Below are 26383 nucleotides of genomic sequence, written 5' to 3'. Positions count from 1 at the left end.
TCTGTCCGAATCAGCCTGAAAGTAGGCAGTAGAATGATGACGAGATCCATTCTTCTGCCCCCATTCTACTGCCTAAACTGAAGACGGAATCTCCGCGCATCGTTAAATCTGCATCCTACCATGAACCGCCTCGCCTTCCTCCTCGCCACTGTTTTTGCTTTTCACACCTTCGCCGCCGAAACGACGGTCGAGACCGATCCGCGGCTGCATTCCGACGGCAAAGGCTGGAAGCTCAACCAGGCGACTATCAAAGACCCAAAGCGTCCGCGCGTGCTGCTCATCGGTGACTCGATCCTGAGCGGTTACATGGCGCACGCGATCAAGAAGCTCGACGGCATGGCCTACGTCGATGCCTGGGTGAACCCCTACAACCAGTCCGAGCATCTCAACACGAAGATCCTGCCCGAGGTGCTCGCGAAAGGCCCGTATGACGTGATTCATTTCAACATGGGCCTGCACGGCTGGCAGGAGGGCCGCATCAAGCCCGGCACCTTCGAGCCGCTCACGAAAGGCTACGTCGATGCCATCCGCGCGAAGTTGCCGAACGCCAAACTCATCTGGGCCAGCAGCACGCCTGTTTTGCTCGAAGGCGACGTCAAAAAAATCGATCCCGTCATCAACGGCACCATCATCGAGCACAACCGCATGGCCGCCCAAGTCATGGCCGAATGCGGCGTGCCCGTGAGCGACTTCTACGCCCTGCTCGTGGACAAGCTCGACCTCGCCCGCGGCGGCAAAGACAAGTTTCACTGGAACGGGCCCGCCTATCAAATCCTCGGCGACAAGTGCGTGGAAGAGGTGCTGAAGGTGATGCCGGCAGCGAAGTAGCATGTGACCCAGACATTCCCCTGCCAGCAAAGAATAACTCCATGACCACCCGCCGCACCCTTCTTCAAACTGGAGCCATCGCATCGCTTTCGCTCTTGGATCTGCACTCGCTTTTTGCCGCGGAGGGCGTGCCGCAATCGGTGGTGGAGTTGTGGGCCGACTTTGATCCGAGGAAGGACCCGCTGGAGGTCGAGGTGATCCGCGAGTGGAAGGAGGACGGCGGCGTGTTTCGCCATGTGCGGTATTTCATCGGCACGTTCAAAGACAGGCCGGCGCGGATGGCGGCGGTGTATGGTTTTCCGGAGGGTGCGAGGGAGAAACTCCCGGCGGTGATGCACATCCATGGCGGCGGGCAGCGTGGATCGGTGAGCGAGGTGAAGCTGCTCGTGGCGCGAGGTTACGCGGCGCTGTCGGTGAACTGGGGCGGCAGCGGCACGGGCAGGGCACCGTTCAACACCTGCGAAAAGTCCGAGCCTGGCGATCCAAACACCGACTGGGGTGCGGTCGATCCCTCGCAGCTCAATGTGCAGGGCTACAGCACGATGCTGCCCGGTCCGGGGCAACTCCTCGAGGACCGTGAGCATCCGAAGAACAACAACTGGTATCTGCTCACGCTCGGCTGTCGTCGCGGACTCACGTTTCTCGAGCAGCAGCCGCAGGTCGATCCGCAGCGCCTCGGCGTGCATGGTTACTCGATGGGCGGCAATCTCACGATGTATGTCGCGGGCACCGATCGCCGGGTGAAGGCCGCCGTTCCCGGCGTTGGCGGTCAGGGTTGGCGCTGGCAGGCACACGAGTTCATCGGCGGCATGGACCAGCAGGACCGGATCAAAGGCGATGTCGAGGTCTTCCAGCGCACGCTGAGCTTTGAAAGCTACGCGCCGCTCATCCAGTGCCCGGTGTTGCATCGCAGCGCCACGAACGACTTCCACGGTTGGATGGACGACGTGTATCGCACGAACGCACTCATCAAAAAACAGCCCACGCGATACAGTTGGGTGCCGCACATGAACCACCGCCTCACGCCCGAGGTCGCCATCACGATGCCGCTGTGGTTTGATCAGCATCTCAAAGGCGGCACCGCCTTGCCGGAGACGCCGCAGAGCGAGCTTCGCCTCGAATCCAACGACGACGTGCCGATGCTTCGCGTGCGGCCGGATGCGAAATCGCTGCCCGTGGCCCGCGTGGAGATCTACTACAGCACCGATCCCGATCCCCGTGCCCGCTTCTGGCGCAGCGCCGAGGTCGTGAAGGAATCCGAAGGCTACATCGCCCAACTGCCGATCCATACGCTTGACCTGCCACTCTTTGCTTTCGCGAACGTTTACCACACTCTGCCGAAGCCCGAATCGCTCGCGCAGATCCCCGGCTACGGCAAACCGGTCACCGAAGTCTGCCTCAGCAGCCTTTTCCACTCGCACAGCGCCGACGAAATCAAGCAAGCGAACCCCAAACTCACCGCGAAACCGTCCACGCTCATCGACGACTTCACCCACGGCACCCGCGACTGGTATGCGCTCAACGCCGGCAATACCACGCATCAGCAACTCTGGACGCGCAAAGTCACCGATCCCATCTGGCGCGGCCCCGAAGGCTCCAAACTCGCTATCACGCTCAAACTCCCGCAAACCAACCGCCTCAGCATCGTCCTCCAGCAAAACGAATGGCGCAGCTATCGCGGCCCGCGCCGCACCTTCGTCTGCCAGCGCGAGATTCAAGGCTCTGATGCTCCACAAACCCTCACGCTCGCTCTGAGCGACTTCACTTCTGCCGAAGGCTCGCCGTCAAACTGGTCCGAAATCGACCAACTCGGCCTCTGCGCCAACCACGGCCTCCCAGCCAACGAAGTCCCGCTCTGGAAAGGCCCCTCGCCGGAGTATTTGCGGGTGGCGTGGGAGTAGCTCTTCACTTCAACAACCGCATCCGCCACCACGCGGACTCGACGGGGAAGAACTGGCTCAAATACACACGGCTGAAATCATAGTGCGTGATGACCTTTTCGATGGCGGGGCGGTTCGACATCACGAATTCGCGATCCGGGCAAAGCGTGACCACCCACGCGGCGAAGCACGGCTCGGGGAGGTAGTCTTTCTCGATGGTCATGCGCGGTGAGGCAGCGTGTTGGAGTTTTAGGCCAGCCAGAGCCACCTCGACGGCTTCTGCCTCGCTGTGTTGGGGCGGCCAGGCGGCGTTCATCACGCGCCAGTCCACGTTGAAAGGCTCCGTGCCGTTCACGCCGAACTTTTATGAGAGGCAGACTTTGCGTGGCTACCTCGGCACTGTGGCGCAGGCCTTCGGCATAGATTTTTTTCAAAGTGATGTCCGTTTCCATCTCCCAAAGGCCGCGCAGGCAGATGACGCACTCACTGCCGGTCCATGAGTGTCGCTCGCTCTAACCGGGATCGAAGACCATGCCGATGCGGCAGACCTCCAATCGCTCACGCTGGCCTTTACCGACCATTTCATGCGCGGCGGCGATGTAGCGCTGCTGCCACGAAGCGTCGCCGGTGAAGGCGTGCATGGCTTTCATGATGAAAAGCAGCCTCGGCACGGCCTCCCAGGTCGGTTTGGCAAAGTCACCGCGATACTTCGATGGCGGGCCGTCGGTGGGCACCTTCCACGCGTGGCTTTCGAGCACCTTCACCTGCGCGATGAAGCGCTGCACGAGGTCCTGCCGCTCGGCATCATCCTTGGACAGCCCATCGGTCACATAAAGCCAGATGCCGTAGAGCCATGGTGTCGTCTGATCATTCGAGCCCATCGGGCAGGTCGTATTGCCATCCGTGGCTAGACCACGGGCGATGAAGCCCGGCGTTTTGCCGATGGTGGAGTCCTTGATAAGTCCGTCGATCAATCGTCGCGCCTTCGCACGATCTTCGTCATCCTTAGTGATCAGCCAGCGAGTGCACATCGCATCGAGGTAGAAGCCGTTGAACATCGGCCCGTCTTCATTCGGCACGCCCCAGCTCAGAGCGCTCGGCTTCATCTCGCGGCAATCTTCCGGCGTGGGCCGCACGATCTCACCTTTGAGTCCGACGTAGTCGAGGATGAGATCGTGTTCATAGACAAAGCGTCGCCACAACTCGTCGTGCGCTTTTTTGACGGCTTCTTCCGGCGTGTCAGCAGAGAGCAGGTCGGCAACAAAAAGGAAGATGAGGGTGCGGAAGATCATGGCTGAAATTTACGCTCAGACCTTCTGCATTTTCCACCGCCCGCGTTTGAACAAGAACCAGCTCCAGATGGCGAGCATGGAGAACGCCACAGGCACAGAGATGAACACGCCCACAGGGCCGAAGCCGAGTGATTTCGACAAGATCCAGGCGATGGGAATCCGCCCGACCCACAAGCACATGAAGTTCAGCCGCGCTGGTGTCCAGGTGTCACCGGAGCCGTTGAACGCTGCCTCGAAGCACATCCCGGCGGCATACAGTGGGAACGCGAGGCTCACGATCCACAGCGATTGGGTCCCAAAGGCCAGCACCTCCGGCTCCGAACTGAACAAATGCATCAAAGGCCCCGCAAACAGCACGAAGCCGATGCCGACGACGCTCAACACGAGGATGTTGAACTTGGTGGCAATCTTCACCGCTTCCTCGGCGCGCTCCGTCTTGCCTGCGCCGAGGTTTTGTCCCACAAGGGTCGCGCCCGCATTCGCCAAACCCCACGCAGGCATCAGGGCGAAGGTCACGATGCGAATTGCGATGGTGTAACCCGCTAGCGCGGTGCTTCCAAACATCGCCAGAATCTTGAACAGACCCACCCAGCTCGTGGTGCTGATCAAAAGCTGCGCGATGCCGCTGCCGGACTTGCTCCAGACCGTGCCGATGATCTCGCGCTCTGGTTTGAAATGGCACCAGCGCACCTTCACGCGGCTGTGATGACCTGCGAGATGCCAGAGCTGATACAACACGCCGACTCCACGTCCGATGTTCGTCGCCACGGCTGCGCCGGTGACACCCATCTCGGGAAAAATCCACCAACCAAAGATAAAACACGGACCCAGCACGATGTTTAGCACGTTCGCAAGCCAGAGCGTACGCATGGCGATCACTGCATCGCCTGCGCCGCGAAAGATGGCGTTGATGAGGAAGATCATGAACACCGTGACATTGCCGCCGAGCATCACACGTGTGAAATCAGAGCCGAGCGCCACGAACTCCTCGCCCGCGCCCATGAACCGCAAAATATCCGGCGCAAAGATGCCCAGTACGATGCCGATGCCCGCCGAGACAAGGACACCAAGCAGCACGATCTGCCCTGCTGCCTGCGCCGCGAGTTCGGGCTGCTTTTCACCGATGCGGCGCGATACAATCGCCGTGGCCGCAATCGAGATGCCGATCGCCACGGCATAGATCAGCGTCATGATCGACTCCGTGATGCCGACGACAGCCACCGCTTCTTTGCCTAGCCGCGAGACCCAAAACACATCCGCCACCGGGAACAACGACTCCATGATCATCTCCAGCACCATCGGCACCGCAAGCAGGATGACCGCACGGTTCAGCGGCAGCGACGTGTAATCATGCTCCTCCCCGCGCAGCGATTGCCTCACACTGCGCCAGAACGAAACCGGCTGGGACGCCTCCTCACTCATTCACGGCAGCCTTCCCTCATCCACGTCGATGTAATGCGCGATGGTCTGGATGTCATCGCGATCACCGAGGCCTCCATCGGCCTTACGTTTCGCCAGAATGGCCGTGATGTGGTCATTCCAGCCGAGTGCTTTGACGTAGTGGTTCCAGATCAGCTTGTCGGTATCGTTCAGCGGACGCGTTTGATCCTGGCACCATTGCAGGATCTCCTCGTCCGTGCCGCCTTGGAGCACGCGTGCCTTCAGGGCTTCGTAATTGATATGCAGGAAGTCCACCAGAGCGCCATCACTGCCTTTGCCAAGATTCGCGTGCAGATCTTCCCACAGCTTGCCAGCCGCATGCAGCCGGATCTTGCCCAGCATGCGCGGGAAGTATTTCAAACCGCAGGTTTCATCGAGAGGACTGCAAGGCAGCGAGGCGGGGTTGGGTTTGGCGGACATGCCGCATGTCATCCACCGGGCCGCCATCTTGTCAATCACCCGTGACTCGCGAAACAATCACCTCGTGCGTCTTCCGGTCGATGGAATACAAAACGCCGCCTTCACCCCGATCCCAGGCAAATGCCTGGCCGTGCGCGGTGATCGGAATCGATGTCTTCCACGTCCAAACATCGCCTTCCACCGGCAGATCGAGCACATACAACTCCTGCGCATCATGTCCGGTGATGAACAAATGCCGGTCCGGTCCAAAGCTGCCGCCCGAGCTGCTGTTCTTGCCAAACTTCGCCACCATCTCTGGTGGGAAGCGAATCTCCGCCGCAGGCTTCCAGTTCAAATCAAAGCGCACGACACGCGTGCGAGCTGGATCACCCGTTTTCGCGTATTGGGCAAAGCAGGCATACCACCAGCCATCACGACGATCGACCCACGTCAGCGAACCGCCCACACTCGTCAGATCGATGCTTTCGAGGTGCTGCATCGTCTTCGGATCGAAGACCTCCACGGAGCTCTTCATCGGCATTTCGGGGTAATTCGAGTGCGCACACCACAATTTGCCATCGAGCACGATTCCGGCGTTGAGATGCTTGATGTGGCCAGCGGTCTCCTTCCAGCCACCGACACGTTCGCCGCTGTCTTTGCGATATTTGCCGATGGCGGCGTTCGTGATCGCATAAAAGTGCTCCGCATCGATGGCGACACCTTGATGCGCTTCATCAGCCTTGAAGCGTTTCAGCTCCTCATGCCGCCATTCGCCCTTCTGACCGGCGAGCATCTTGTCGAGGCGTGCCTGTTCCTTGCGCAAAGCGACATCAGGAATCGGCATGGGCGTCAAATTCTCGCTCACGAGCTTCTCGGAGGCCGGAATGGCCCGCCAGCGCAGGTTTTTGAACCCCACATCGGCTCCATGGTCTTGCAGTGAGAGATTCGCACCTCGCTTGGTCAGATCACCGCCGCGGATGCGCAGCACCTCCAGTTCGTGAAACCACCGCGGGTCGTTGTAATCGTAATCGATGACCTTTTCGCCATTCAGCCAGTGCTGGATGACCGTGCCTTGGCACACGATGCGGCCTTCGTTCCATTCGCCGTGCGGCTTCACCACGTCCTTCGTCGGTGCCATGCCAAAAAAGAGCGACGCGGCCGCCTGACGCGGATTTTCGCCGTAAGGGCTGTTGGCGTTGTCGAGGAGTTGATACTCATACTGCCCCGGTCGGTAGTAGATGCCGCTGTTGCAGCCCTTGGCGACCTTCCACTCAAAGCGCAGCTCAAAATCATCCGGCACCTTCGCCTTCTCATACACCAGCGAGCCGCCTTTCTTCACGCGAGCAATCTTGCCGTTCACGACAGCCCAGTTGCCGTCGTGTTTCCAGCCATCGAGCGTCTTGCCGTCAAAAAGAGCCTCAAAGCCGGGTTCGATGGCCCAAGCGGAAGTGGCGAGGAGGAAGAGAAGAGCCTTCATGCGTGTTTCAAATCGCGGTTTGCTTGTTTGCGGAAGCCATTCAGTCGCAGCGAGCCATCCGCGAACACATCCAGCATCGTGTAGCCGTTGTTCTCCACGCCGCTGCCTTCCACCATCGCGACCAAAGTTGTGTAATGGATGCCTGCGATCTGCTGGTAGTCGTTTTTGTGCGAGTGACCTTGGAAGACCGCGAGCACCTTGCCGGACTTTTCGAGCAGCGAGCGCACTTCAGCGGCGTTTTGCACGGCGTGGGCCTTGTCGGCGTCGAGACGTTGATGCGCGAGCACAATGACGGGCCCGCTGGCCTTGCTGAGCTGGCTGTCGAGCCACGAGAGTTCGTCCTTCGGCACGTTCGCATCCTTCCAATCGAAGTTTTTGCGTGAATAAGACGTGCCGTCACTACGGAAGCAGGAATCGAGAATGACAAAGGTCACGCCACCAGCCTCGAAGCTCTCAAAGCCGCCGCTGGCCTTCGTATTGGCCGCAAACTCCTGCTTGGTGAGTGTGCCGACGCAGTGGTTTCCCAAAACATAATGCCGGGGCATCGAAAGCCGCGCGAAGTGTGATTCCATCGTCCGCAGCCACTCGATCTCCCGGTCAACAGAGTCAGCTTGGTCAATGAAGTCACCCAGTTCGACCACCAAAGCCGGTTTTTCGCGATTCATGACCTCCACGGCCTCATCGAGCTTCGCGAGCACCTCGCGGTAAAAGCGTGTTTTGGTCGGCGGTTTGTCCGCGTAGTGCAGATCCGTCATCAAACCGACCTTGATGAGCGGTTTGGCATTCGAATTGGCAGCTTGAAGACCACTGAAGCCGGCAAGGCAGAGCGTGCTGTTTTGGAGTAAAGCGCGGCGGGAGAGCATGAGATCAGCCTACAACGCTCTTCACATGCTTCATCGAGCCTGAAAAGCACTCGTGCACATAAGCCATGGCCTTCTTCACCTTGGCTTGGGCCGCGGGATAGTCAGCATCAATGGCGCTGAGGGTTTCGAGGATCTTCTCGACGGGTGTTTCGTCCATTTCGAGCAACCACTCGGGCAGGCCGATGTCTTTGAACATCCAGCACTTCGGCGAGTGGAACTCGGAGTAGGTGTGGATGATCGGCGTGCCGTTCGCGAGGGCGATGATCGGCGAATGCGGCTCGTGGCAGACGACGGTGTGCGCTCTCGCGAAGATGGAGGCGGCTTCATCGGCATTCCAGAACGTTTCGAGATTCACGACGTGCTTCTGGATCTCCGGCGGCAGCGGATCGTGAATGAGGCGCTTGTTGTGGCCCATCTCCTTGATGGTCTCCGGCGCGATGAGCACCTTGTGGCCGGTCTTTTTCACCCACTGCGTGACGAGTTCGCGGAATTTTGCCGCGCGGCGTTCGTCATCGGCGATTTGCTTCGGCGTGGGATGCAGCGGGTTGAGCTTCTCGGGCCGTGAATCATCTACGCCGGGGTACTTCGGCGTGTTGGTACGGATCATGACGGTGATGAACTTCTTCTCCTCCAAACCGAGCTTCTTCATCGTGGCGAGCCCGCGCTCGTCATCGCGCACGTCGATGCCGAAACAGCCATCCGGTCCGAACTGCGCTTTCACGCCCGCGCCTTCGAGGATGCTCAGCGTCTTCGTTTCACGCGTGTAGATGAAAGCGGCCGCGTTCAGCAGCTCGATGCGCTCCGCCGCGTCGACGCCCTGCACCATCGTGGGGAAGAACGACTGGCCAAAGAGGCCGTAGCGGCGGCCGTGCTGTCGGCAGAACTTCATGTAGCTGAGGTCCTGGCCCATGCCGGAGTTACGGATGAAGAGATCGCAGCTCTTGATCGCGTCCTGAAGCTTCAGGTCCTTCTCGCTTTTGCCGTCGAGCTTACCTTGCAGGAACTCGACCTTCGGAAAGCGGCGCTTCAGCATCGCGAGGATGCGCTCGTCCACCTTCATCGCCCAAACGATGACCTTCAGCTCCGGCAGATGCTGCTCGATCACACGCAGTGTGCCCGGCGTGTGGCCGATGTCGCCGATGTTGATGGTGTCCCACGCGGATTGCAGCACGAGGGTCTTCGGTTTGCCATCAGCGGCAAGAACGGAGCCGCCGAGAGCGGCGGTGAGGGCGGAGATGAAATGACGGCGTGTGGACATGATGTGTGGAGACCTTGGAAAGGTCGCTGAAACGGCGTTTTGGACACGATCTGGCCTGCTTTCCATTTTCACTTGGCAAACACTCGTTCCAGCCAGGCATCTACCACCGGAGTCGCAGGATACGACGGATCACCGAGGCGGCGGTTGATCTCGACGTGACCTTTGAGACCCACACCGTCAAAGCCGCGCACCTCGGCGGGCGCCCCCCCTTTTGCAAAGCCTCACCAAGCGCGCGCGATTGCGCCGTGCCATCCACACGTTGCACATGCAGGATCAGAAAAGCAGGTACGTTTGGAGCGGTGGCATGATGTGTCGGCGAAAGCGCGAGCTGACGATCCTTTTCACTGCCAAAGGCCTTGAGATAGGTGTCATGCATGAAATCACCGCCATCGGCGATCTGGCGCGGCACATCGTAGCACGCGCCATCGAGCGGGATGACGCCGCGTAGCGACTTCGGTCCCAGCTCGGCCTGTTTCAGATACTTCATGTCCGTGCCAACCAGCGCCGACAAATGCGCCCCGGCGCTGTGCCCCATTAAAACGATACGACTCGAATCAAAACCAAGCGACTCCACACGACCGATGAGATGCGCGATGGCATTCGCCACATCCTGCGTCTGCTGCTCCACCGTGGCGGCGGGCACGAGACGGTAGTTGATTGATGCGAAGGCATAGCCCTGCTGGAGATAATGCTCCGGCTTCTCTTCACCCGTGGCATTCTTCTTGTCGCCACGTTTCCAGCCACCGCCATGCACAAAGATCACCAGCGGCGATCCTGCCTTCGTGGGCCTCCAGTAATCGAGTTTTTGAAGCGGATCTTTGCCGTAGCTCAGCTCGACCGCGTCAACAGAGCCTTTCCGTTCCGCCATGCGTTCACGCAGCCGCTTGATCAACGGTCCTTGGCCGAAGGTGGAACTCATCAGGCAGATGGTGGCGACTAGAAAGGCGAGCGATTTGAGCGTGGGGTGTTTCATTTTGGCGAAGGGGTGAGCGTCTTCTCATGAAATTCCAGCCGAGGAAATCGGTTACAAAAAAACCTGCCTATTTTGCCATCAAGGCACAGGCAGCAATTGCAGCGCATCGAGGATCACAAAGCCTTCTGTCTCTTGGTTCGTGACGGTGATCGTGCTGTCGCCGTTAAGTTCGATGGTGCCGATGCTTCGAAATGCCTCGCCAGCGGGCAGCGGCTTCGTTTGATCAACTTTAATTTCGATCTTGCGGCCACCGCTTTCAATCGTCACCGGCACTTTCGTGGCGCGGGTTTCGTGCGCGGAGTAGGCCATGCGTAGATCGTATTGGCCTGGCTTCGGTGCTTTGAAGCGGAAGATGGCGATGGACTGTCCATCGGCGCGTTTGTCGTCGTGGAGGTAACCGGTGCCGATGTGTGGCTTGAAGCCGGAGGAATGGCTCCATTCGCCTTTGAGATCGGCCTGTTTGTCATCGAGCACGATGCCGGGAAGCGTCTTCGGGTCGATATTCATCGCGCCTTTCGGTTCAGGTGGCAGATCAGCGAGGATGGGAAGATCGAGCACCTGCTTTTGAGCGAGCAACCGTTCACGCAGCGCGGGATACGGCAGCTTTTGCACGGTGACGTTCTGTTTCGCGCACATCGCCGCAGCGATGCCTGCGCTCTGGCCGAGGATCATCCACGTCGGCTCCACGCGGATCGACGACATGCCCACGTGCGTGCAGGACAGCGCCACCGGCACGAGCAGGTTCGCGCACTCGGCCGCTTTTGGCGTGATGGCGCGATACGGGATGTGATACGCGTAGCCATGTTTTCGACCTGGGACACGCACTGGCATGATGGTGCCTTCATTGACCACAAACTTTGCAGTGCCTACACGCTGGCAGTCATGCGAGTCGATGGGGAAGGACGACACGACTATGGCGTCATCCTTCTTCGGCTGTTCCATGATGTCTTTCTGCGAGACGACGTATTCGCCGATCATGCGCCGACCTTCGCGAACATAAAGCTGCGGCGACCAGTGCTCATAGTCCGCGAATTCATCGCGACACAGCCCCAGCTCGCCCATCTCCTTCCGGATCTTCTCCGGCACCGCCGCGTCCGTCGTGAGGAAGTGATAAAACTCCAGCGTGTATTGCTTGTGCGCCTCCCAGATCGCAGCACGACCCGCCTCATCCGCTTCGCTCCAGCCGTTGCAGGCACCCACGAGGCCCATCGAGAATTGTTTTCCGATGCCGTTGTTCGCATCGAACTTGTTCCCTGGCAGCGGATAAAGATCCCAAGGCAAAACAGGCCGCTTTTCCTTCGCGAAATAGCGCCGCACGACCTCAAACCGCGCTGGGTCATACTTCGCCGGCTTCGGAAACGGCACGCGGTTCGCCGCGTCCTTCGTCACACAAAGACGGAAGCTATACACCATCACATTCTTGTCTCCCGCGTCCTCCGGCCCCGCATCCGTCGTCGTGATCAACGGCAGCGGCTTCCCATCGTCACCGAGACCCGAGATGCGCATCTTCGGCTTCGGATACTGCTTCCCCGCCAGCGACTCGCCGAACTCCTTCCGGCCCTCGCGACCAATCGTCCAGCTCACACCCGCCGCCGCCATCAAATCGCCCTCGTAAGTGCCATCGATGAACATCTTTGCCTCAAACTCGCCGCCGCTCGTGATAAGCTTCGCGATGCGCGTGCCGTCTTTGATCAGCGATTTCAGCACCTGCCGAGTCAGCACCTTCACTTTCGCCTCATCGAGCATCTCCCGCGTGATCTTGGCCGCCACATGCGGCTCATAAGTCCAGTGCGCGTGATCCTTCACACTCACCTGATAGGGCAACGTGACACCGCGAGCCTTGTAGTCCGCCTCGACGCGAGCATGCCACTCCTCAAACAGCCCCATCACCGTGCTGCGCACCGTTTGGTTTGAATCCGAGAAGCAAAGACCGCCCGTGTTAACGCCCCCGACGTGCCCCGTCGGCTCCAGCAGGATGACGGACGCGCCTTCACGCGCCGCCGCAATGGCCGCGCAGAATCCGCCAGGTGTGGCTCCATAAACGATTACATCTGCCTGCGTGGCCGCATGGCATGAAAAGGCGAGGAGAAAAAAGGAGGCGAGTAAACGTGTCATGGCCTTCAGTAGGTCACGAAGACCGCGATTTGGACAGTCATTTTATCCGTGCCTGCACCGCCTGGTGAGCGGTCTCTTGAAGAAAACGCGCAAACTCCACATCGAGCCCTTTCGGGATGAAGCTGATGCCTTTGGCGCTCTCGCCAAACAACACCTCATACCACACGCAGGCCCCGAGATACTCGCCCGCTGTGTTCGCGTGATGCCCGTCCATGCCGAGCGACACCTTTTTGCCATCCTTCGACTTAGCCCAGCGCCAGCCGACATGCAGCGAATGCTTCTGGTTTGGCAACGCGGGCTGCTTGGCGGTCTTGGGATCAAACGAGGTGTCGGTTTGATAACCCCAGGTCGCATCCGTGTCGGCCATGAAAAGCGCATCGCCCACCGGAATCACCTTCCCGCCGAGTTCAGCGGCGATCTTGTCGTAGGCCGCGGTCAGACCACGATACATCTCCTCCTGCGTCTTCGGCTCGCCCGCTTTGTCCGAAGGCTTCGTAAAGCGCGGATCATCCTTCCGATACGCCCACGTCTGATGAATCAGCAGTTTGGCCTGCGGCGCGTGCCCGGTGATGTAGTCGCGCAGGATGCCCGCATACGGCTGGTAAGTAGCGAAGTCGTGGCTCTTGATACTCGCCTGTTGGATCGTGACGTAGTCCCACTTCTCCGCCGTGAGGTTCGCGATCAAATCACGGCCATTCGTGTACAACCGCGCCTTCCCCTCCGTCTTCGCCTTATCCGAATGCACCTGAAACGACGAGCCGACGATCACCAGCGGCGTGTGAATCAACGTTTGCCCGCCCGCCAGCGCGAGGTCATCGAGATGATTCGTCGCATTGCGGGAGAAGCTGTTGCCTATGGTGAGGATGCGAACCGTTTTGGCCTCGCCCAGCGCGGACGAGACGCAAAACAGCAGCGAAACGAGCAGGACGATCGCTTTCATCGCATGCGATGGTTTAATGACAGCCGCAACCTTCGCCACAGCCCTTGGAAAAGATTTCCGCCTCAGTTGGCACCTGGCCGCGTTCGAGGCTCTTGCCGACGAAACTCGTCACCACCTCGGCGATGCCGCGCAGCACGTCCTGCGCCTCGATGAAGCTCAAGATGGCCGGATTCGCATCGCAAGTGTCCTGCAGGTCGGTGAAGCGGCTGATTTCCTCGCCTGTGGGTTCTTCGCCATTGTGCTGCTTCTGGTGGAGCGCACGGCCCATAGTGGCCATCTCACGATAGAGCGACACGGCTTCTTCATTGGCGAGGAAGGCCTCGGCCTTCTCGCGGGCGCTCTGCACCTCGTTGTCAGCCACAAGGGTTTCACACAGTTCGACGATCTTGGATTTGATTTGGGGGGACGCGTTCATGGGGCCGCGAGGGTAGGCAAAAAAGCCCGGTGCGCAGGAAAAAGTCGGAATATTTACCGCCGCACCGGCTCACAGCATGACGCGCCATGAAACACCTCCTTGCCAGCCTGCTACTCGTCACACTCTCCGCCAATGCCGCCACACCTGAGGACTTCATCGTCAGAGCTGCTGCGGGCAAAGGCAGCTTCGCTCTCAAAGAGGCTCGTGGAAAATTCGTGGCGATCCACTTTCTCCTCAAAACCGAGTGCCCTTTGTGCCTCAAACACACGCGCGACTACTTCACCAAAGCGCCCGCGCTATTAAACGTCGTCCAAGTCTTCCTCAAGCCCGACTCTGACAACGAGATCGAGGCATGGGCCGCGAAACTGCCTGCCGAGGATCTCGCGAAGAATCCCATCTATCGCGATCCCTACGCCAAGATCGCCAAAGCCTTCGACATCCCTGATGGCTACAAGTTCCACGGCCAAGTCGTGCATTATCCCGCCACCATTGTGATAGGCCCGGATGGCAAGGAGGTCTTTCGTTATGTTGGCAAGAGCAACGCGGACCGGCTTTCGTTTGAAGCGCTGGCTGCCAAGGTGGCCGAGCTATCGAAATGAACCTTACCAGCTTCGAGCCATCTCCAGATTCCGCTTGAAGCCCTCGCGCACGAGCGAGAGGTCGGAATCCATCGCCAGCCAGGTGAAGCCCAAGGCTTTGAGCTTCTCCTTGTCATCCGCATGTCGGACGAGGATGCCGCAGCCTTTGCCGTGATCCTTCGCGGCTTTCGCGATGGCGTTCACGCAGTCATCGTAAGGCAGCGGCGAGTTCCGGGCCTTCAAGTCGTAGCTCAAATCCGCCGGACCGATGAAGAGCGCATCAATACCCTCCACGGCAGCAATTTGATCCGCGTTCGCCACGGCATCAGCAGTTTCGATCTGCGCCAGAATGATCGGCTTCGGCATCTCACCCGCAGGAAGCCTCATGCCGTAGCCATAAGCCCGAACGGTGCGTGAAACTCCGCGATGCCCCTTCGGCGGATAATACGCCGCGTCCACACAGTGCTGCGCCTGCGCGGCGGTGTCCACATGAGGCACCATGATGCCATCCGCGCCCCAATCGAGCACACGGCTGATCAAGTCAGGATGCGGAGCGCTCACACGCACAATCGCCAGCGTCTGGCTGCCGCGGAGGGCACGCAGTTGGTTTGGCAATGCGGCTTCCGATTCGCAGCCGTGCTCCAGGTCGATGAGCACCCAGTCGAAGCCGCATTCCGCCGCGAGTTCCGTGACTGCTGGTGATCCGATGGAGAGAAAGGTGCCGATGTGTGTTTTCATGGTGAGAGAATGTCGAGGCCACTGCCCTCCCGCAAGCCGCGCAAAGCCAGGGCGAGCCGGAAATGCGTCATTTCGCGCAGGTTTGAGCCTGAGGAGCCGCTGCTGATGAGGAAGAAGCCGTCATCGCGATCAAAGTAACCCGCGCCGACGCGAATGACGGCCTTCACGATCATGTTCCGCAGCAGATGCAGCCAGAAGCGACGCAGGTGATGCTCCGGCAAGTCGCGGATGCTTTGATAGCCCTCAAAAGCTCTTTGAAGAAATGCCTGATCATGAAAGCAGGCGAGCAGCGAGAGATCGTCCATCGGATCGCCGCTGATCGCGTCATCGAAGTCGATGAAGGCGGCAATTTCATGTTCGCTGCCGAGAATGTTCCAGAGCGCGAGGTCTTTGTGGACGAGGCAGCCTTGCGGCAGATCGAGCAAGGCGCGGTGGTTTTTGAGATCGGCAGCGATTTCGTCGAGTTGTGTGACTGTGAGGAAGCCGCGCGAAACGAGGAATTTGAGATGCTCTTCGAGACGAAGGTGGAAGTAGTCGGCGTAAGAGGTGCGACAGCCTCGTAGGCCGGGTGTGTTCGGCGGATGAGACTCCGATGACACGTTCCATTCCTTCGCCGAACCGCCCGGCTCCTCGGTGACCGCTAACAGCCGGGCGGGCTGTCGCCACACCCGGCCTACATCGTCGTGCTCCAGCACGCCGAAGCCCTCAAAGGTAATCGACTGCCACTTCGCCACCGCCTGACCGATGTCGAAGGCAATGCGCGAGACATCAAGACTCCCGAGCTTGAACCAATGATTCAGATCAGGTGCGGCGATCCGCTCCAAAGCCTGCCAGGCAAAAGGAACACGGCTCCGCGCGGCATCGCAGCCGAAAACCTTCGGCGTGACGACGCCGACCGCACGCACTTGATCGAGCACAGCAGACTCAATCGCCAAATGATCATCCTTCTCCGGCCCGTTCTCCACGCGCACAAACATCGCCTTGCCATCCACCTCGGCATTCCAGGTGAGGTGATTCCCCTGCCCCGCTCCAGGACTTAGTTTCACGACTTTCGCGTTCAGTTTGCGCAGCAGGGCTTCACGGAGTTGTTGTTCGATGTCCGCATCCGCCTCGCCACGCGCCTGCGTGCCGTGAAACGCCGCCGGGCGGTCGCACTTCCAGTAGTAGATGTCGCGGCGGCTCATGCGGACGGCGGACGGCGTTTCCACCAAGCGGCCATGAGCCCGCCGATGATGTTTTGCATGACGCCGCTGAAGACACCTGCGGCAGCCGCGAGCGGCATGGTGGCGAAGTGCTCACGTGCCAATGAGGCAGCCATGCCACCGTTTTGCATACCAACTTCGATGCTCACCGTGCGGGCCACGGATTCGGGATAACGCAACACTTTGGAAACTCCGTAGCCGACGCCAAAGCCAAGGACATGCAGAACGAACGCAGCGAGTGCCAGACGACCGAAGTTGGATGCGATGGCGTCCGCACTCGCGGCCACGATGCCGCCGCTCACGAGCGTAAAGGCGAGCACTGCCACGGTGGGACCACAGGCACCAATGCGATCCGCAGTGCGCGGCAGCTTCCATCGGATGAGCACGCCAATCACCACCGGCGCGATGGTGAGCTGAAAAGCGGACACGCACAGGCCCCACGCATCCACCGGCACGTATTTGCCTGCCAGAGTGCTCGTCCACATCGGGGTGAAGAAGAATGCGAGCATCGTCGAGGCAAGCGTGAGCACCACCGAGAGCGCCACGTTCGCTTTGGCTAGGTAGCTGATCATGTTCGACGCCATGCCGCCCGGACAGCTCGCCACGAGAATGATGCCCACGGCAAGGCCTGGCTCAAGCTTCAACGTCGTGGCAACGAGCCAGCCGGACAACGGCATGATCGTGTATTGTGCTACGAAGCCGAGCGCCACGCTTCCCGGCATCTTCCCGATGGCCTTGAAGTCATCGAGGCTCAACGTGAGCCCCATGCCGAGCATCGAAGCGGCCAGCGACCAGAAGATCCACGGCTTGTCGAACCACAGCATCGTCTGCGGCTTGATGAATGAGATGACCGCCAGCGTGACGAGCCAGACGGGGTAGAGATTGTTGAACCAATCGAGGAAGCGTTTCATGTGGGATCAATTCGAGATGTCACGCACGCCATTGAACTGCGGTCCGCCTGCGCCGACGAAGCCGTGGCTGGCGCCGCTGGCATCGTCGGTGACCCAGAAGGCATACAGCGAGCCCTTCGTGAGATGGAAGCGGAAACGCACCGGTTTGCCAACAAACGACAATAGCTCAGGCAACTCCAGCTTGGCTTTGGTGTGATCACCCGAGATCGGTTTCGAGGTCGTGACGACTTCTCCAGCTTCATTCAACAACTCCACACGCAACTCGCCGTTCACGTTCACGAAGAGATGTTTGCCTTTGAACTGAACAGACCGTGTCATCAGCTCACCGGAGCCGTCCATTGAGGCAAAGCCATCGCGACGCAGCGTGGCGAGGCCAATGCTGCCGCCGCAATACATGCCGCGATGGCCATTCGGCGCGATGCCGGAGTAGGCGCAGTAGGGGAAGACGAGTTGGTCATCGAGCACCACACACACGCCTGCGGTCGTGTGCAGATACGCGCGATCCCAATCGCCTTCGCGGCGCGTGGCGGCGATGAAGGCGCGGCGGTCGGGACGATCCCAGTGAAAGCCATCGCGGCTGAAGCCGACCTTCAGCTCGGTGATCTTCGGGAACTTGCCGGCATCGCAGACTTTGTTGTCAGGGCCGAGGTGAATCTGAAACATCCCGAGCATCACGCTCTCATACGCGACGGCGCTGAGGCTGTAGAGTTGCGCGGGTTTGCCGATCTGCGGATCAGGCAGGTCAAGGCGGTCGGCGTTGGCCCAAAACACCGACTTGGACCAATCCGCGCCCGCGATGAAGTCGCGCGATTCATGATACCAGCGATTGCGGCCCTGTTTGCTGCCTTGTTTGATGCTGTAAACCCAGCGCTCGCGAAAGGGATTGAAGAAAAACGAGCAGTAGTCGCCCGCAGGGCCGGTGAAGACGGGCTGCGTCCACTCGCGGCCATCGGCGGAGGTTTGCAGTTGATGCCCGAGCTTGCCGCGATCGGTCATGAACTTGATGCGTGCGTCCTGCGATGCGAGATCGAGCCAAACGCAGTTGTCGCCGCCGGCTTCGTTGCCTTTGTCGCGCAGCAGATTGTCCTCGCGGATGCCGAGACTGGGTCGCGTCCATTTTTTCAGATCGGGACTCGTCGCCAGGGCCAGCGGACCGCGCCAGCCGGCGGTGTAGAACATCTTGAAGAGCTTCACCGACGGATCGTAAAACACGCCGCCGTGGCCGAGGTAGGTCACGGCCTCCTGCGCGCCTTCCGCGCCGCCCGAGGAGCCGAGTTCGTGCTTCGTCTCGGCTTTGAAGACGGGATTGCCGCTGAACTTCGTCGCGGTGTGAAACGTGCGCTTCAGCGTGCTGCTCTCGATGAGGAAATCGTCCACGAAGAGCTGACGGCCCACATCAATCGGAATGACCTTCGGCGGATGCTGCACATACGGCACCGGCATCGGCTCGGCTGAATCCTGATCGTAATGCTCCGGCGGCCACACCTTCGGCAGCACGATGCCGTTGTAGAGCTTCTCGCCGTTGTTCGTCGGCCATGGGTTCGGCGCTTTTGGTTCGTAGAGGCCGATCTCGCAGCCTTCGCCCATGATGAGCACGACCATCTTGGTGAATCGCAGCCGCTCGCCCGCCTTCGCGGTCTTTTGATACAAACTCACGCGATTGATCTCGCCGGGAAAAAGCTGCACCTCGGGCACATTCACCTTCGTGAAGCCCTGACGAAGCAAAGCCGGGTCCTGACTCGCCGCCCCCGGACGAATCGTTGGTGTGAGCGCGAAAAGCACGCCTGGCTTTTTCACCTCGACGGCGCATTTCTCGATGCTCGTGCGCAGAAACAGCCGATCACGCACTTCAGCGGGCATTTCATCGATGACGTAGTCGCGGTCGGTGAAGAGCGTCACGCCGCGTTTCATGACGGCGGGCGCGGGTGGCGGCGGTGCGGGCCATTCGATGCGTTTTTGGCCTTTTTGCGATTCGAAGTCGCCCACGGCTTCCAGTTTGCCGAACATGATGCGGTCGGTAGAGCCGCCGTGGTCGCTTTGGCTGACGGTGAGCCAGAGCGTGCCTTCGTGTTCGTGGAAGGTGGGATACTGGAAGGAATGCGGGGACTCGAAGCGGTATTTGCGCTGCCAGGTTTTGCCGTCGCGGGAGATGTCCACGTTGAAGACGCTGCGATTGCAGTTCTGGATCTTGGTGTTCTCCTGCCAGCCGAGGTAATAGACGCCACCGAACTTGTCGAAGGTCGGTTTCGAGTTCAGTCCGTTCGGCACGAAGGGCTTTGGCTCGGCGGCGGTCCATGTTTTGCCGTCCTGGCTGGTGGTGAAGTGGTAGTTGCCCGCGTCGTTGCGCACGATGGCCATCCAGGTGCCGTCGGGCAGGCGGTTCACGGCGGATTCGCTGAGCTGCTGCGACTGCGGCTCGTTGTAGTGGCCGATGACTTCGAAGGTGGTGAAGTCATCATGCAGCACGGCGAGGGCGTTTTGTTTGCCGGGGAAGTTGTTGAGCGCGACGTAGCGTCGGCCGTCGAACTCCTTGAACGAATCGAAGATGTAGAGGCCGTGGTTCACGGCGGGCCTTTTGAAGCCCAGGGCTGCTGCATCGGCATGAAAATGACGTGGTTCCATGTCGAAGGTGCCGGCTGCGGTCTTGAGCTTGGCTTTGTGAATGCTGTCCTCAAAACTTTGTGTGCGCAGATCGAAGTCGCGATACCACGTCAGCTCGCTCGCCGACTTGCTGCAAAAGTAGGTGCGCAACGTGTGCTCGTCCTTGCGGATGATGCGTGGCACGAAAACCTGCGCCTGTGGCAACGTGACGTTGGCGAATGCCTGGCCCGCTTTGGCAAGCAGGTGCGTCTTTTCGACCTGGAGCGTCTTCAGGTTCACCACCGACAGCACACAATACATCGCCGCACCCGCGCCATGGCCGGGTGACACGTCGTTGTCATGCTCGACGAGGTAGGCTCGCTCGCCCACACAGACGAACTCCGCATCATGCGCCCCTTTCACCTGCGGTGCCGAGACGCGGACGAGACCCTGCATGACGATGTCGCCCGCGAGCGCGGGGTCCCAGTTGGCGGGGAGGAGGCTTTTGGTGGATGCGATGGCCTTCTTGGCCAGAGCATCGGTCTCACTGAGCTTGAAACGAGTGCTGACGACGCTGCTCTTTTCCGGACCGGCGGCATACTGGATGTAGGTGGTCGCGATGAGGGTGCCGTCGCCGAGGAGTTCGAGATCGGAGTAGCCGCAATCGGTGTTGCCGGTGCCTGGCAGGTCGCTGGGCTTGTGGTTGGCGTTGTGGAGGAGCTTGATGCGGTATTGGCCCTCGCGGCGGTTCACGATGTCCTCGAAGGTGCCGACCCATGCGACGTAGTGACCGTAGGTGGCGCTTGTTTTTGCCATGTCGCGGAAGGCGATCACGAGGCGGCCATCTGGAGCATGTTTGAAGACATGGCGGTCCCCCGTGAGCGCGGCGGGGAGTTCTTTGGGCTCGCTCCAGGTGCGTGCGTCGTCGGTGCTGATCGAGTAGAGCGAGTGGTGCTGGCGCGTGTTCTCGCGCAGGAGCATGACGAGCTGCTTTTCATCATCGGATCTGGTCACGCTCGGCTGCGCCCATTGGCCCGGGACGATGAGAATGACGCGCTCCTTGCTCCAAGTGAGACCACCATCGAGCGATTCGCTCTGCCAGACGACGGGATGCGGATCCTTGGCGTTTTTGGGATCGCGGCGGTCGGACCACATGACGAGCCGCTTGCCGCCATCGAAGGACAGGATGCTCTTGGGGGCGACTTCGCCCACGAGGCCGAGTTCCTTCATCGGCGACCACGTTTTGCCAAGGTCCGTGGAGAACGCGCTGCGCAGATTGCCAGGAAAGTCACAGCCACCGAAGATGAAGAGGCGCTCGACGCCTTGCGGATCGGTGAGGCGATGGAGCACAGGCGTGGTCTTTTTCACGAGCTGCCAGTCCGGCGGCGTGGACAAAGGCGAAGTCCAGGTGAGGCCACCGTCATCGCTGCGGGCGAGCGGGCCGAGGTGCCCAGCATGATTCATGCACCATGCCGTGAACATCGCCCGGCCATCCGCCATGAGCACCGTATCGCAATGGCCCTGGTATTCCTTCTCCGTGCCACGGGCGATGATGACATGCCGTGCCGCATCGGCCGAGATGTCCACGGTCGGAATCGAAATGGTGCGCAAGGTGCCCGGAGTAGGCCCGGCAAAGGTGGGCACGTCCGCCGCATGGATGAAGGCGCTGCAGGAGATCGCGAGAAAGCAGGAAAGGGATCGAAGAGACATGATTCGAGAAAACGGGAGCGGCGGAAGCATTTCGCGTCTTGAATGGTGGCGTGGCGTGTTATGCTAACATCATGCCCACCACCGGACAACCCACGCTCAAAGACATCGCCCGTGCCACGGGCGTGTCGATCATGACGGTGTCGCGGGTGCTGCGTGGGGCGCCGAAAGTGGCGACGGAGAAGCGGGAACTCATTTTGAAGGAAGCGAAGCGGCTCGATTACCAACCGGACCCGCATTTGATGCGCATGATGCAGGTCGTGCGCGGGAAGAAGGAGAAGCGGCTGCGGGCGGTCATCGCCGTGATCCGTGAGCATGTGCCGCAGGATGGTTTGCTGGGGCCTTCGTATCAATATGTGCCCATCGAGGACATCCGACGTCGTGCGCACGGGCATGGTTATGCGGTGGAGGAGTTTTATCTCGGTAAGGACGGCCTCACGCCGAAAAAGCTGCAAAAGATCCTCCACGCACGCGGCATCGAGGGCGTGATCGTGTCGCCGCAGAGCATGCAGTTGCCGTGCAGCAGGCTCGACTACTCGCCTTTCGCGGTGGTGACCTTTGGCAATGCCATGAGCACGCCCGCGCTGCACATGTGCGCCGGAAACATGACGCTGGGCATTCACATGGCCGCTGAGCAGCTCGCGGCGCGCGGCTACCAGCGCATCGGGGTGGCGGTGACGAAGTGGATCGTGAATCGCTCGCAGTTCGGCTACAGCGGCGGCCTGTTTCACTGGCAGCACGGCCTGCCAGAGGCGGATCGCGTGCCGCTGCTGCTCTTTCCGAGCAACGACATCAGCCAGGGCTTCGACGCCTTCTCGAAATGGATGCGCGAGCACCAGCCAGACGCGCTCATCACCTTTGACACGCATGTGCCCGGCTGGCTGAAGCGTCTCGGTCTGCGTGTGCCGCAAGACATCGGCTTCGTCGTTCACGACTGGACGCCGAAGATGACCGGTTTCGCCGGCATTTATCAGCAACGCGATCATCTGGCGGCGGCTGCGGTCGATTTGGTCGTCACGCAGCTCTCGCAGCACGAGCACGGCGTTCCCGCGGTGCCACGGCAGATCATGATCCCGCCGCGCTGGGTCGATGGGCCGAGTGTGCGGCCGATTGGGGGCTGAACATGCTCATTGACCGTGGCAGAGCCGTTCTGATACAAACACTGCGCATGATCACTCTCCCCACGCGCCGTCACTTTCTGCACTCAAGCCTCTCGCTTTCCACGTTGCTCATTTCCGGCGCGGCTCAAGCGCAGTCCGCCAGCAAGAAGGCCGGTAAAAAAGGCTACGCGACCGGCCTTCGCGGCGCGGTCACACCGACCAAGCTCTCCGAGCTGAACGTGAAGTGGATCTACAACTGGACCTCGAAACGCCCCGCAGGACTTCCCGAAGGCATCGAATGGGTGCCGATGGTCTTCAAAGACAACGAGAACCAGTTTGCTGCGAAGGCCGTCGAGGAAATCCGCGGCGATTTGGCCAACAAACCGCCCGCCGTGCTCGGCTTCAACGAACCCGAAGGCAAGGACCAGGGCAACACGACCGTCGAGCAGGCGCTGGCGGTCTGGCCGAAGCTGGAGGAGCTCAATCTGCCACTCGGTAGTCCGGCGGGCGTGCATGCCGATAGCCCGTGGATGCAGGCCTTCATGAAGGAGGCGCTGAAGCGCAAATACCGCATCGATTTCATCACCATCCATTGGTATGGCGGTCCGAGCGCGTCGCAGCTCACCTCGCACGTGGACAAGATCGCGCGACTCTACAAGCGGCCCGTGTGGATCACGGAGTTTTGCCCCGCTGACTGGAGCGCCACCAAGACCGGCAAGAACCAGCACGCGGAGAAAGACGTGCTTCGCTTCATCAAGGATGCGCTGCCGCGTTTGGAGCGCTCGAACGATGTGCAGCGCTACGCATGGTTCGGCACCGGTCCGGGAAATAGCGCGACCGGTTGCTCGGCCCTCTTCGATGCTAGCGGCAGCCTCACCAAGCTGGGCGAGGCTTACGCGGAGGCGTAACAACCACCCGAATTGGCCATGGCTCGTTGAAATGAAACATGCGCGCTGGCTTTGAATGCAGCGTATGTTTAACCATTCGCCACATGTCTGACCTCCGCGCCCTCGAACCTCGCCCTCTCTGGAACTGCTTTGTCGATCTGAATGCCGTGCCGCGGCCTTCGAAGCACGAGGAACGTGTCGTGGCTTTTGTGCGCAGTTTTGCAGAGCGCCACGGCCTCACGTCGATGCTCGATAGCGCTGGCAATGTCATCGTGAAGAAGCCAGCAACACCGGATCGACATGGAAGGCCAGCGGTCATCATGCAGGCGCATCTCGACATGGTCCACAAGGCGGCGGATGGGCTGAAATTCGACTTCGACACGCAGGGCATCGACATGTGGGTCGATGGCGATTGGGTGCGGGCGCGCGGCACCACGCTAGGTGCAGACAATGGCCTCGGCGTGGCGGCGATCCTCGCGGTGCTGGCCTCTAAAGACCTGTCGCATCCCCCCATTGAGGCGCTTTTCACCCTGGATGAAGAACAGGGCATGGGCGGTGCGCTGGGGTTGCAACCCGGGCTGTTGACGGGCAAAACGATGCTCAATCTCGACTCGGAGGAAGACGACACCTTCACCATCGGCTGCGCGGGCGGCATCGACACGACGGGATGTTATGAATACACCCAAACTACCCATGCAACCACCGCACCCATGGTCGCCATCCAGATCAGCGGTCTGCGCGGCGGGCATTCCGGGCTGCAGATTCACGAAGGACGTGCGAATGCGATCAAGCTTATGACACGGCTTCTCCATGCGTGCGGCGAGGATGTCGCAGCTCTCTCGACGATGCGCGGCGGCAGCGCGCGCAACGCCATCCCGGCGCAATGCGTGGCGCATGTGGTGATTTTGGATCAGTCGCGATTTGAGGAACGCTTTCAACGCGAAGCCGATGGCATTCGCGCAGAGTTTAGCCTGATCGAACCGGGACTGAACATCACCACGACCCCTGTGAGTGTCGCAAGTGCCGACGTTCAAACGATGTGCGCAGAGCATCAGAAGTCCCTCGTCCTCGCCATGCAGGCGGTTGTGAACGGAGTCTATCGCATGAGTCCAGTCGTGCCCGGACTGGTGGAGGCATCTTCAAATTTTTCCACCATCGCACTCGGCAGCGGCAAGGCCGAGTGGGGCAGCCTTCAACGCAGTTCCGTGGAGTCGAGCAAGCTCGATGTGGCCTGTGCCTTCCGCGCACCGTTTGAACTCATCGGTGCTTACGTCCGATCTGGCGACCCCTATCCCGGCTGGAGTCCCAGCGCCGAATCGCCGATCTTGGAGAAGATGAAGACACTCTATCGCGAACTCTTCGGCCATGAAGTCAAAGTAAGCGCATGCCACGCCGGTCTCGAATGCGGCGTCATCGCCATTTCTTACCCCGATCTCGACATGATCTCCTTCGGCCCGAACATCCATGAGGCTCACTCTGAGAAAGAGTGCTGTAGCATTTCCTCCGTGCAGAAGTTCTGGAAGCTGCTCACGACGACGCTGGCGGCGATGTAGCTTCGATTGGCAATGGATACTTATCGGGCAATCATTGTTCACCATACTGCCATCCTCTTCCATTTCACTGGCTATAGTTCTCCCCTTGGTTTTTGGCATCGTGCTCATCATGGAATGACTTTGAAAGTTGGTTGTCACAACTTGTCATGACACGAATCTCTACCCTTTTCAAAGAATGGTGAGGGTGCCCAGAGGTGCAGCAGTGCTCGTTGCGCAACAAGTTGCTTTGTGTGGAAGCTAATGGTGATGACATGCACCCACTGGTTGACACGCTAATCATGGCGATGAACGCAACCCCAAATCCCTCTGAAACCCCTGCTGCCGTTAACTCTTCTACCCAAAACAGACCCGTCCTCTGGACTGTTCGGGATGTGGCTGAATATGCACGCTGTAGCACTCGACATGTCAGCAATCTGCGAAACCAAGGCCTGCCTTTCCGCAAGACTGGTCGCCTGGTCCGGTTTAGCCCTGAGGCAGTGAAACGATGGTTTGAGGATTGAACAATAGATGTCATCCCATCCGAGCAACGGAACGCACCCTCAAACGATCAACGTTCTTATGCACCCTCGAAACCTCAAAGGGTGACTAGCGCCAAGATTTGGTCAGGTTATTTGTTGTGTTATGAGCCCATCTCAAACTCACCCAGATACGCCACTACCATCTCCTGATCCTCAGTCCGCCATCCAGTCTGAATCCGTTCTTTGGAAGGTTGATGATGTTGCCCGCTATGCGCGTTGCAGCACCCGCCATGTCACCACGCTCCGCGAGCAGAAGGGCCTTCCATATCGCAAACTGGGTCGCTTGGTCAGATTTAGTCCCGAAGCTGTGAAGCAGTGGTTTGAGGATTGACCCCGTTCGCTTGTCACAAGCGCAGAGAGAAATTCCAGTCTTATCGGGTGCCTCGCCTTCACCACCGCCTCAAGCCCTACACTACCTGCCCATAGCGCACTGGGCCGGAAAGCGGTTTCTGGTTCCGTGAAAATGAAGATTGTGGCCCTGCTACAGCCCAGACTGGTGCTGCCTGATTTTGTTCGCCGATGAGCTTGTCCGGCGGTCACTGTCATGGTTTCGTGATCCAGTTCCTGCATGAGTCTCGCCCTGCCCAGCCATTCCAAGATCCAAATCTCTCCCACGGGTCTGGATGTCCTCGCGCCTCTAACCTTTGAGGAATGGAGCCAAGTCGCCCCTTCCCTGGGGAATGCCGCGCGCGGCATTGCTTTTGTGATCGGTGACTGGCTGGTCTATGG

General features: G+C 59.8%; 22 protein-coding genes and 1 pseudogene. 8 read left to right on the top strand and 15 right to left on the bottom strand.

Annotation, left to right across the window (positions count from 1 at the left end; translation table 11 throughout):
* Positions 1-120 precede the first annotated feature (120 nt).
* Both ACILSI_RS14795 and ACILSI_RS14790 read left to right on the top strand, forming a co-directional pair.
* Positions 121-828 carry an SGNH/GDSL hydrolase family protein gene (locus ACILSI_RS14795; RefSeq protein WP_395722663.1) on the top strand — a complete coding sequence of 236 codons (708 nt, stop codon included), beginning with the start codon at positions 121-123 and terminating at the stop codon, positions 826-828.
* A 41-nt stretch (positions 829-869) separates the two neighbouring features.
* Positions 870-2729, top strand: a complete 1860-nt coding sequence (locus ACILSI_RS14790) for an alpha/beta hydrolase family protein (RefSeq protein WP_395722662.1) — start codon at positions 870-872, stop codon at positions 2727-2729.
* A 4-nt stretch (positions 2730-2733) separates the two neighbouring features.
* Here the strand turns inward: ACILSI_RS14790 and ACILSI_RS14785 are convergent, their stop codons facing one another.
* The 11 genes and pseudogenes from ACILSI_RS14785 to ACILSI_RS14735 all read right to left on the bottom strand — a co-directional run bounded on the left by ACILSI_RS14785 (position 2734) and on the right by ACILSI_RS14735 (position 13880).
* Positions 2734-3063, bottom strand: coding sequence for a hypothetical protein (locus tag ACILSI_RS14785; RefSeq protein WP_395722661.1), 330 nt, complete (start codon positions 3061-3063; stop codon positions 2734-2736).
* 157 nt (positions 3064-3220) lie between these two features.
* Positions 3221-4000: a hypothetical protein gene (locus ACILSI_RS14780; protein WP_395722660.1), complete on the bottom strand. Its 780-nt coding sequence runs from the start codon at positions 3998-4000 to the stop codon at positions 3221-3223.
* A 15-nt stretch (positions 4001-4015) separates the two neighbouring features.
* Positions 4016-5422 (bottom strand): MATE family efflux transporter, encoded by a 1407-nt coding sequence (locus tag ACILSI_RS14775; protein WP_395722659.1) that lies wholly within the window; start codon positions 5420-5422, stop codon positions 4016-4018.
* Complete coding sequence (locus tag ACILSI_RS14770; protein ID WP_395722658.1) at positions 5423-5860, bottom strand: DUF5069 domain-containing protein; 438 nt, start codon at positions 5858-5860, stop codon at positions 5423-5425. It lies immediately after the preceding gene.
* 31 nt (positions 5861-5891) lie between these two features.
* A complete protein-coding gene (locus ACILSI_RS14765) occupies positions 5892-7316 on the bottom strand; it encodes a DUF1080 domain-containing protein (protein ID WP_395722657.1) in 1425 nt (474 codons plus the stop codon).
* A complete protein-coding gene (locus tag ACILSI_RS14760; RefSeq protein ID WP_395722656.1) occupies positions 7313-8179 on the bottom strand; it encodes a metallophosphoesterase in 867 nt (288 codons plus the stop codon). The genes ACILSI_RS14765 and ACILSI_RS14760 overlap by 4 nt, the downstream gene beginning before the upstream one ends.
* Positions 8180-8183: 4 nt before the next feature.
* Positions 8184-9437 carry a polysaccharide pyruvyl transferase family protein gene (locus tag ACILSI_RS14755; RefSeq protein WP_395722655.1) on the bottom strand — a complete coding sequence of 418 codons (1254 nt, stop codon included), beginning with the start codon at positions 9435-9437 and terminating at the stop codon, positions 8184-8186.
* Between the two features lie 68 nt (positions 9438-9505).
* Positions 9506-10305, bottom strand: a pseudogene (locus ACILSI_RS14750) (alpha/beta hydrolase).
* A gap of 183 nt (positions 10306-10488) precedes the next feature.
* Positions 10489-12525 carry an FAD-dependent oxidoreductase gene (locus ACILSI_RS14745; RefSeq protein WP_395722654.1) on the bottom strand — a complete coding sequence of 679 codons (2037 nt, stop codon included), beginning with the start codon at positions 12523-12525 and terminating at the stop codon, positions 10489-10491.
* 37 nt (positions 12526-12562) lie between these two features.
* The gene (locus tag ACILSI_RS14740; RefSeq protein ID WP_395722653.1) at positions 12563-13465 is read right to left on the bottom strand and encodes a DUF4886 domain-containing protein; all 903 of its coding nucleotides are present in this window, start codon (positions 13463-13465) and stop codon (positions 12563-12565) included.
* Positions 13466-13478: 13 nt separating this feature from the next.
* Positions 13479-13880 carry a YlbF family regulator gene (locus ACILSI_RS14735; protein ID WP_395722652.1) on the bottom strand — a complete coding sequence of 134 codons (402 nt, stop codon included), beginning with the start codon at positions 13878-13880 and terminating at the stop codon, positions 13479-13481.
* Between the two features lie 86 nt (positions 13881-13966).
* Between ACILSI_RS14735 and ACILSI_RS14730 the strand changes: the two genes are divergently transcribed.
* Positions 13967-14479 (top strand): peroxiredoxin family protein, encoded by a 513-nt coding sequence (locus ACILSI_RS14730; protein WP_395722651.1) that lies wholly within the window; start codon positions 13967-13969, stop codon positions 14477-14479.
* 3 nt (positions 14480-14482) lie between these two features.
* Here the strand turns inward: ACILSI_RS14730 and ACILSI_RS14725 are convergent, their stop codons facing one another.
* The 4 genes from ACILSI_RS14725 to ACILSI_RS14710 are packed head-to-tail and all read right to left on the bottom strand — an operon-like array spanning position 14483 to position 21599.
* Positions 14483-15196 (bottom strand): HpcH/HpaI aldolase/citrate lyase family protein, encoded by a 714-nt coding sequence (locus tag ACILSI_RS14725; protein WP_395722650.1) that lies wholly within the window; start codon positions 15194-15196, stop codon positions 14483-14485.
* A complete protein-coding gene (locus tag ACILSI_RS14720; RefSeq protein WP_395722649.1) occupies positions 15193-16380 on the bottom strand; it encodes a phosphotransferase in 1188 nt (395 codons plus the stop codon). Before ACILSI_RS14720 ends, ACILSI_RS14725 begins: the two co-directional genes overlap by 4 nt.
* Positions 16377-17309 (bottom strand): bile acid:sodium symporter family protein, encoded by a 933-nt coding sequence (locus ACILSI_RS14715; RefSeq protein WP_395722648.1) that lies wholly within the window; start codon positions 17307-17309, stop codon positions 16377-16379. Before ACILSI_RS14715 ends, ACILSI_RS14720 begins: the two co-directional genes overlap by 4 nt.
* Before the next feature lie 6 nt (positions 17310-17315).
* A complete protein-coding gene (locus ACILSI_RS14710; protein WP_395722647.1) occupies positions 17316-21599 on the bottom strand; it encodes a sialidase family protein in 4284 nt (1427 codons plus the stop codon).
* 71 nt (positions 21600-21670) lie between these two features.
* Between ACILSI_RS14710 and ACILSI_RS14705 the strand changes: the two genes are divergently transcribed.
* From ACILSI_RS14705 to ACILSI_RS14685, 5 genes are all read left to right on the top strand, one after another.
* Positions 21671-22717 (top strand): LacI family DNA-binding transcriptional regulator, encoded by a 1047-nt coding sequence (locus ACILSI_RS14705; protein WP_395722646.1) that lies wholly within the window; start codon positions 21671-21673, stop codon positions 22715-22717.
* A 47-nt stretch (positions 22718-22764) separates the two neighbouring features.
* Complete coding sequence (locus ACILSI_RS14700; protein ID WP_395722645.1) at positions 22765-23604, top strand: glycosyl hydrolase; 840 nt, start codon at positions 22765-22767, stop codon at positions 23602-23604.
* 83 nt (positions 23605-23687) lie between these two features.
* Positions 23688-25136 (top strand): aminoacyl-histidine dipeptidase, encoded by a 1449-nt coding sequence (locus ACILSI_RS14695; RefSeq protein ID WP_395722644.1) that lies wholly within the window; start codon positions 23688-23690, stop codon positions 25134-25136.
* A 251-nt stretch (positions 25137-25387) separates the two neighbouring features.
* Positions 25388-25636, top strand: a complete 249-nt coding sequence (locus ACILSI_RS14690) for a helix-turn-helix domain-containing protein (protein ID WP_395722643.1) — start codon at positions 25388-25390, stop codon at positions 25634-25636.
* 121 nt (positions 25637-25757) lie between these two features.
* Positions 25758-25985, top strand: a complete 228-nt coding sequence (locus ACILSI_RS14685) for a helix-turn-helix domain-containing protein (protein WP_395722642.1) — start codon at positions 25758-25760, stop codon at positions 25983-25985.
* Positions 25986-26383 lie beyond the last annotated feature (398 nt).

It is taken from the genome of Prosthecobacter sp. (assembly GCF_044232965.1).
Classification (GTDB): Bacteria; Verrucomicrobiota; Verrucomicrobiia; order Verrucomicrobiales; family Verrucomicrobiaceae; genus Prosthecobacter.
This window is presented reverse-complemented; position numbering and strand designations above follow the sequence as displayed.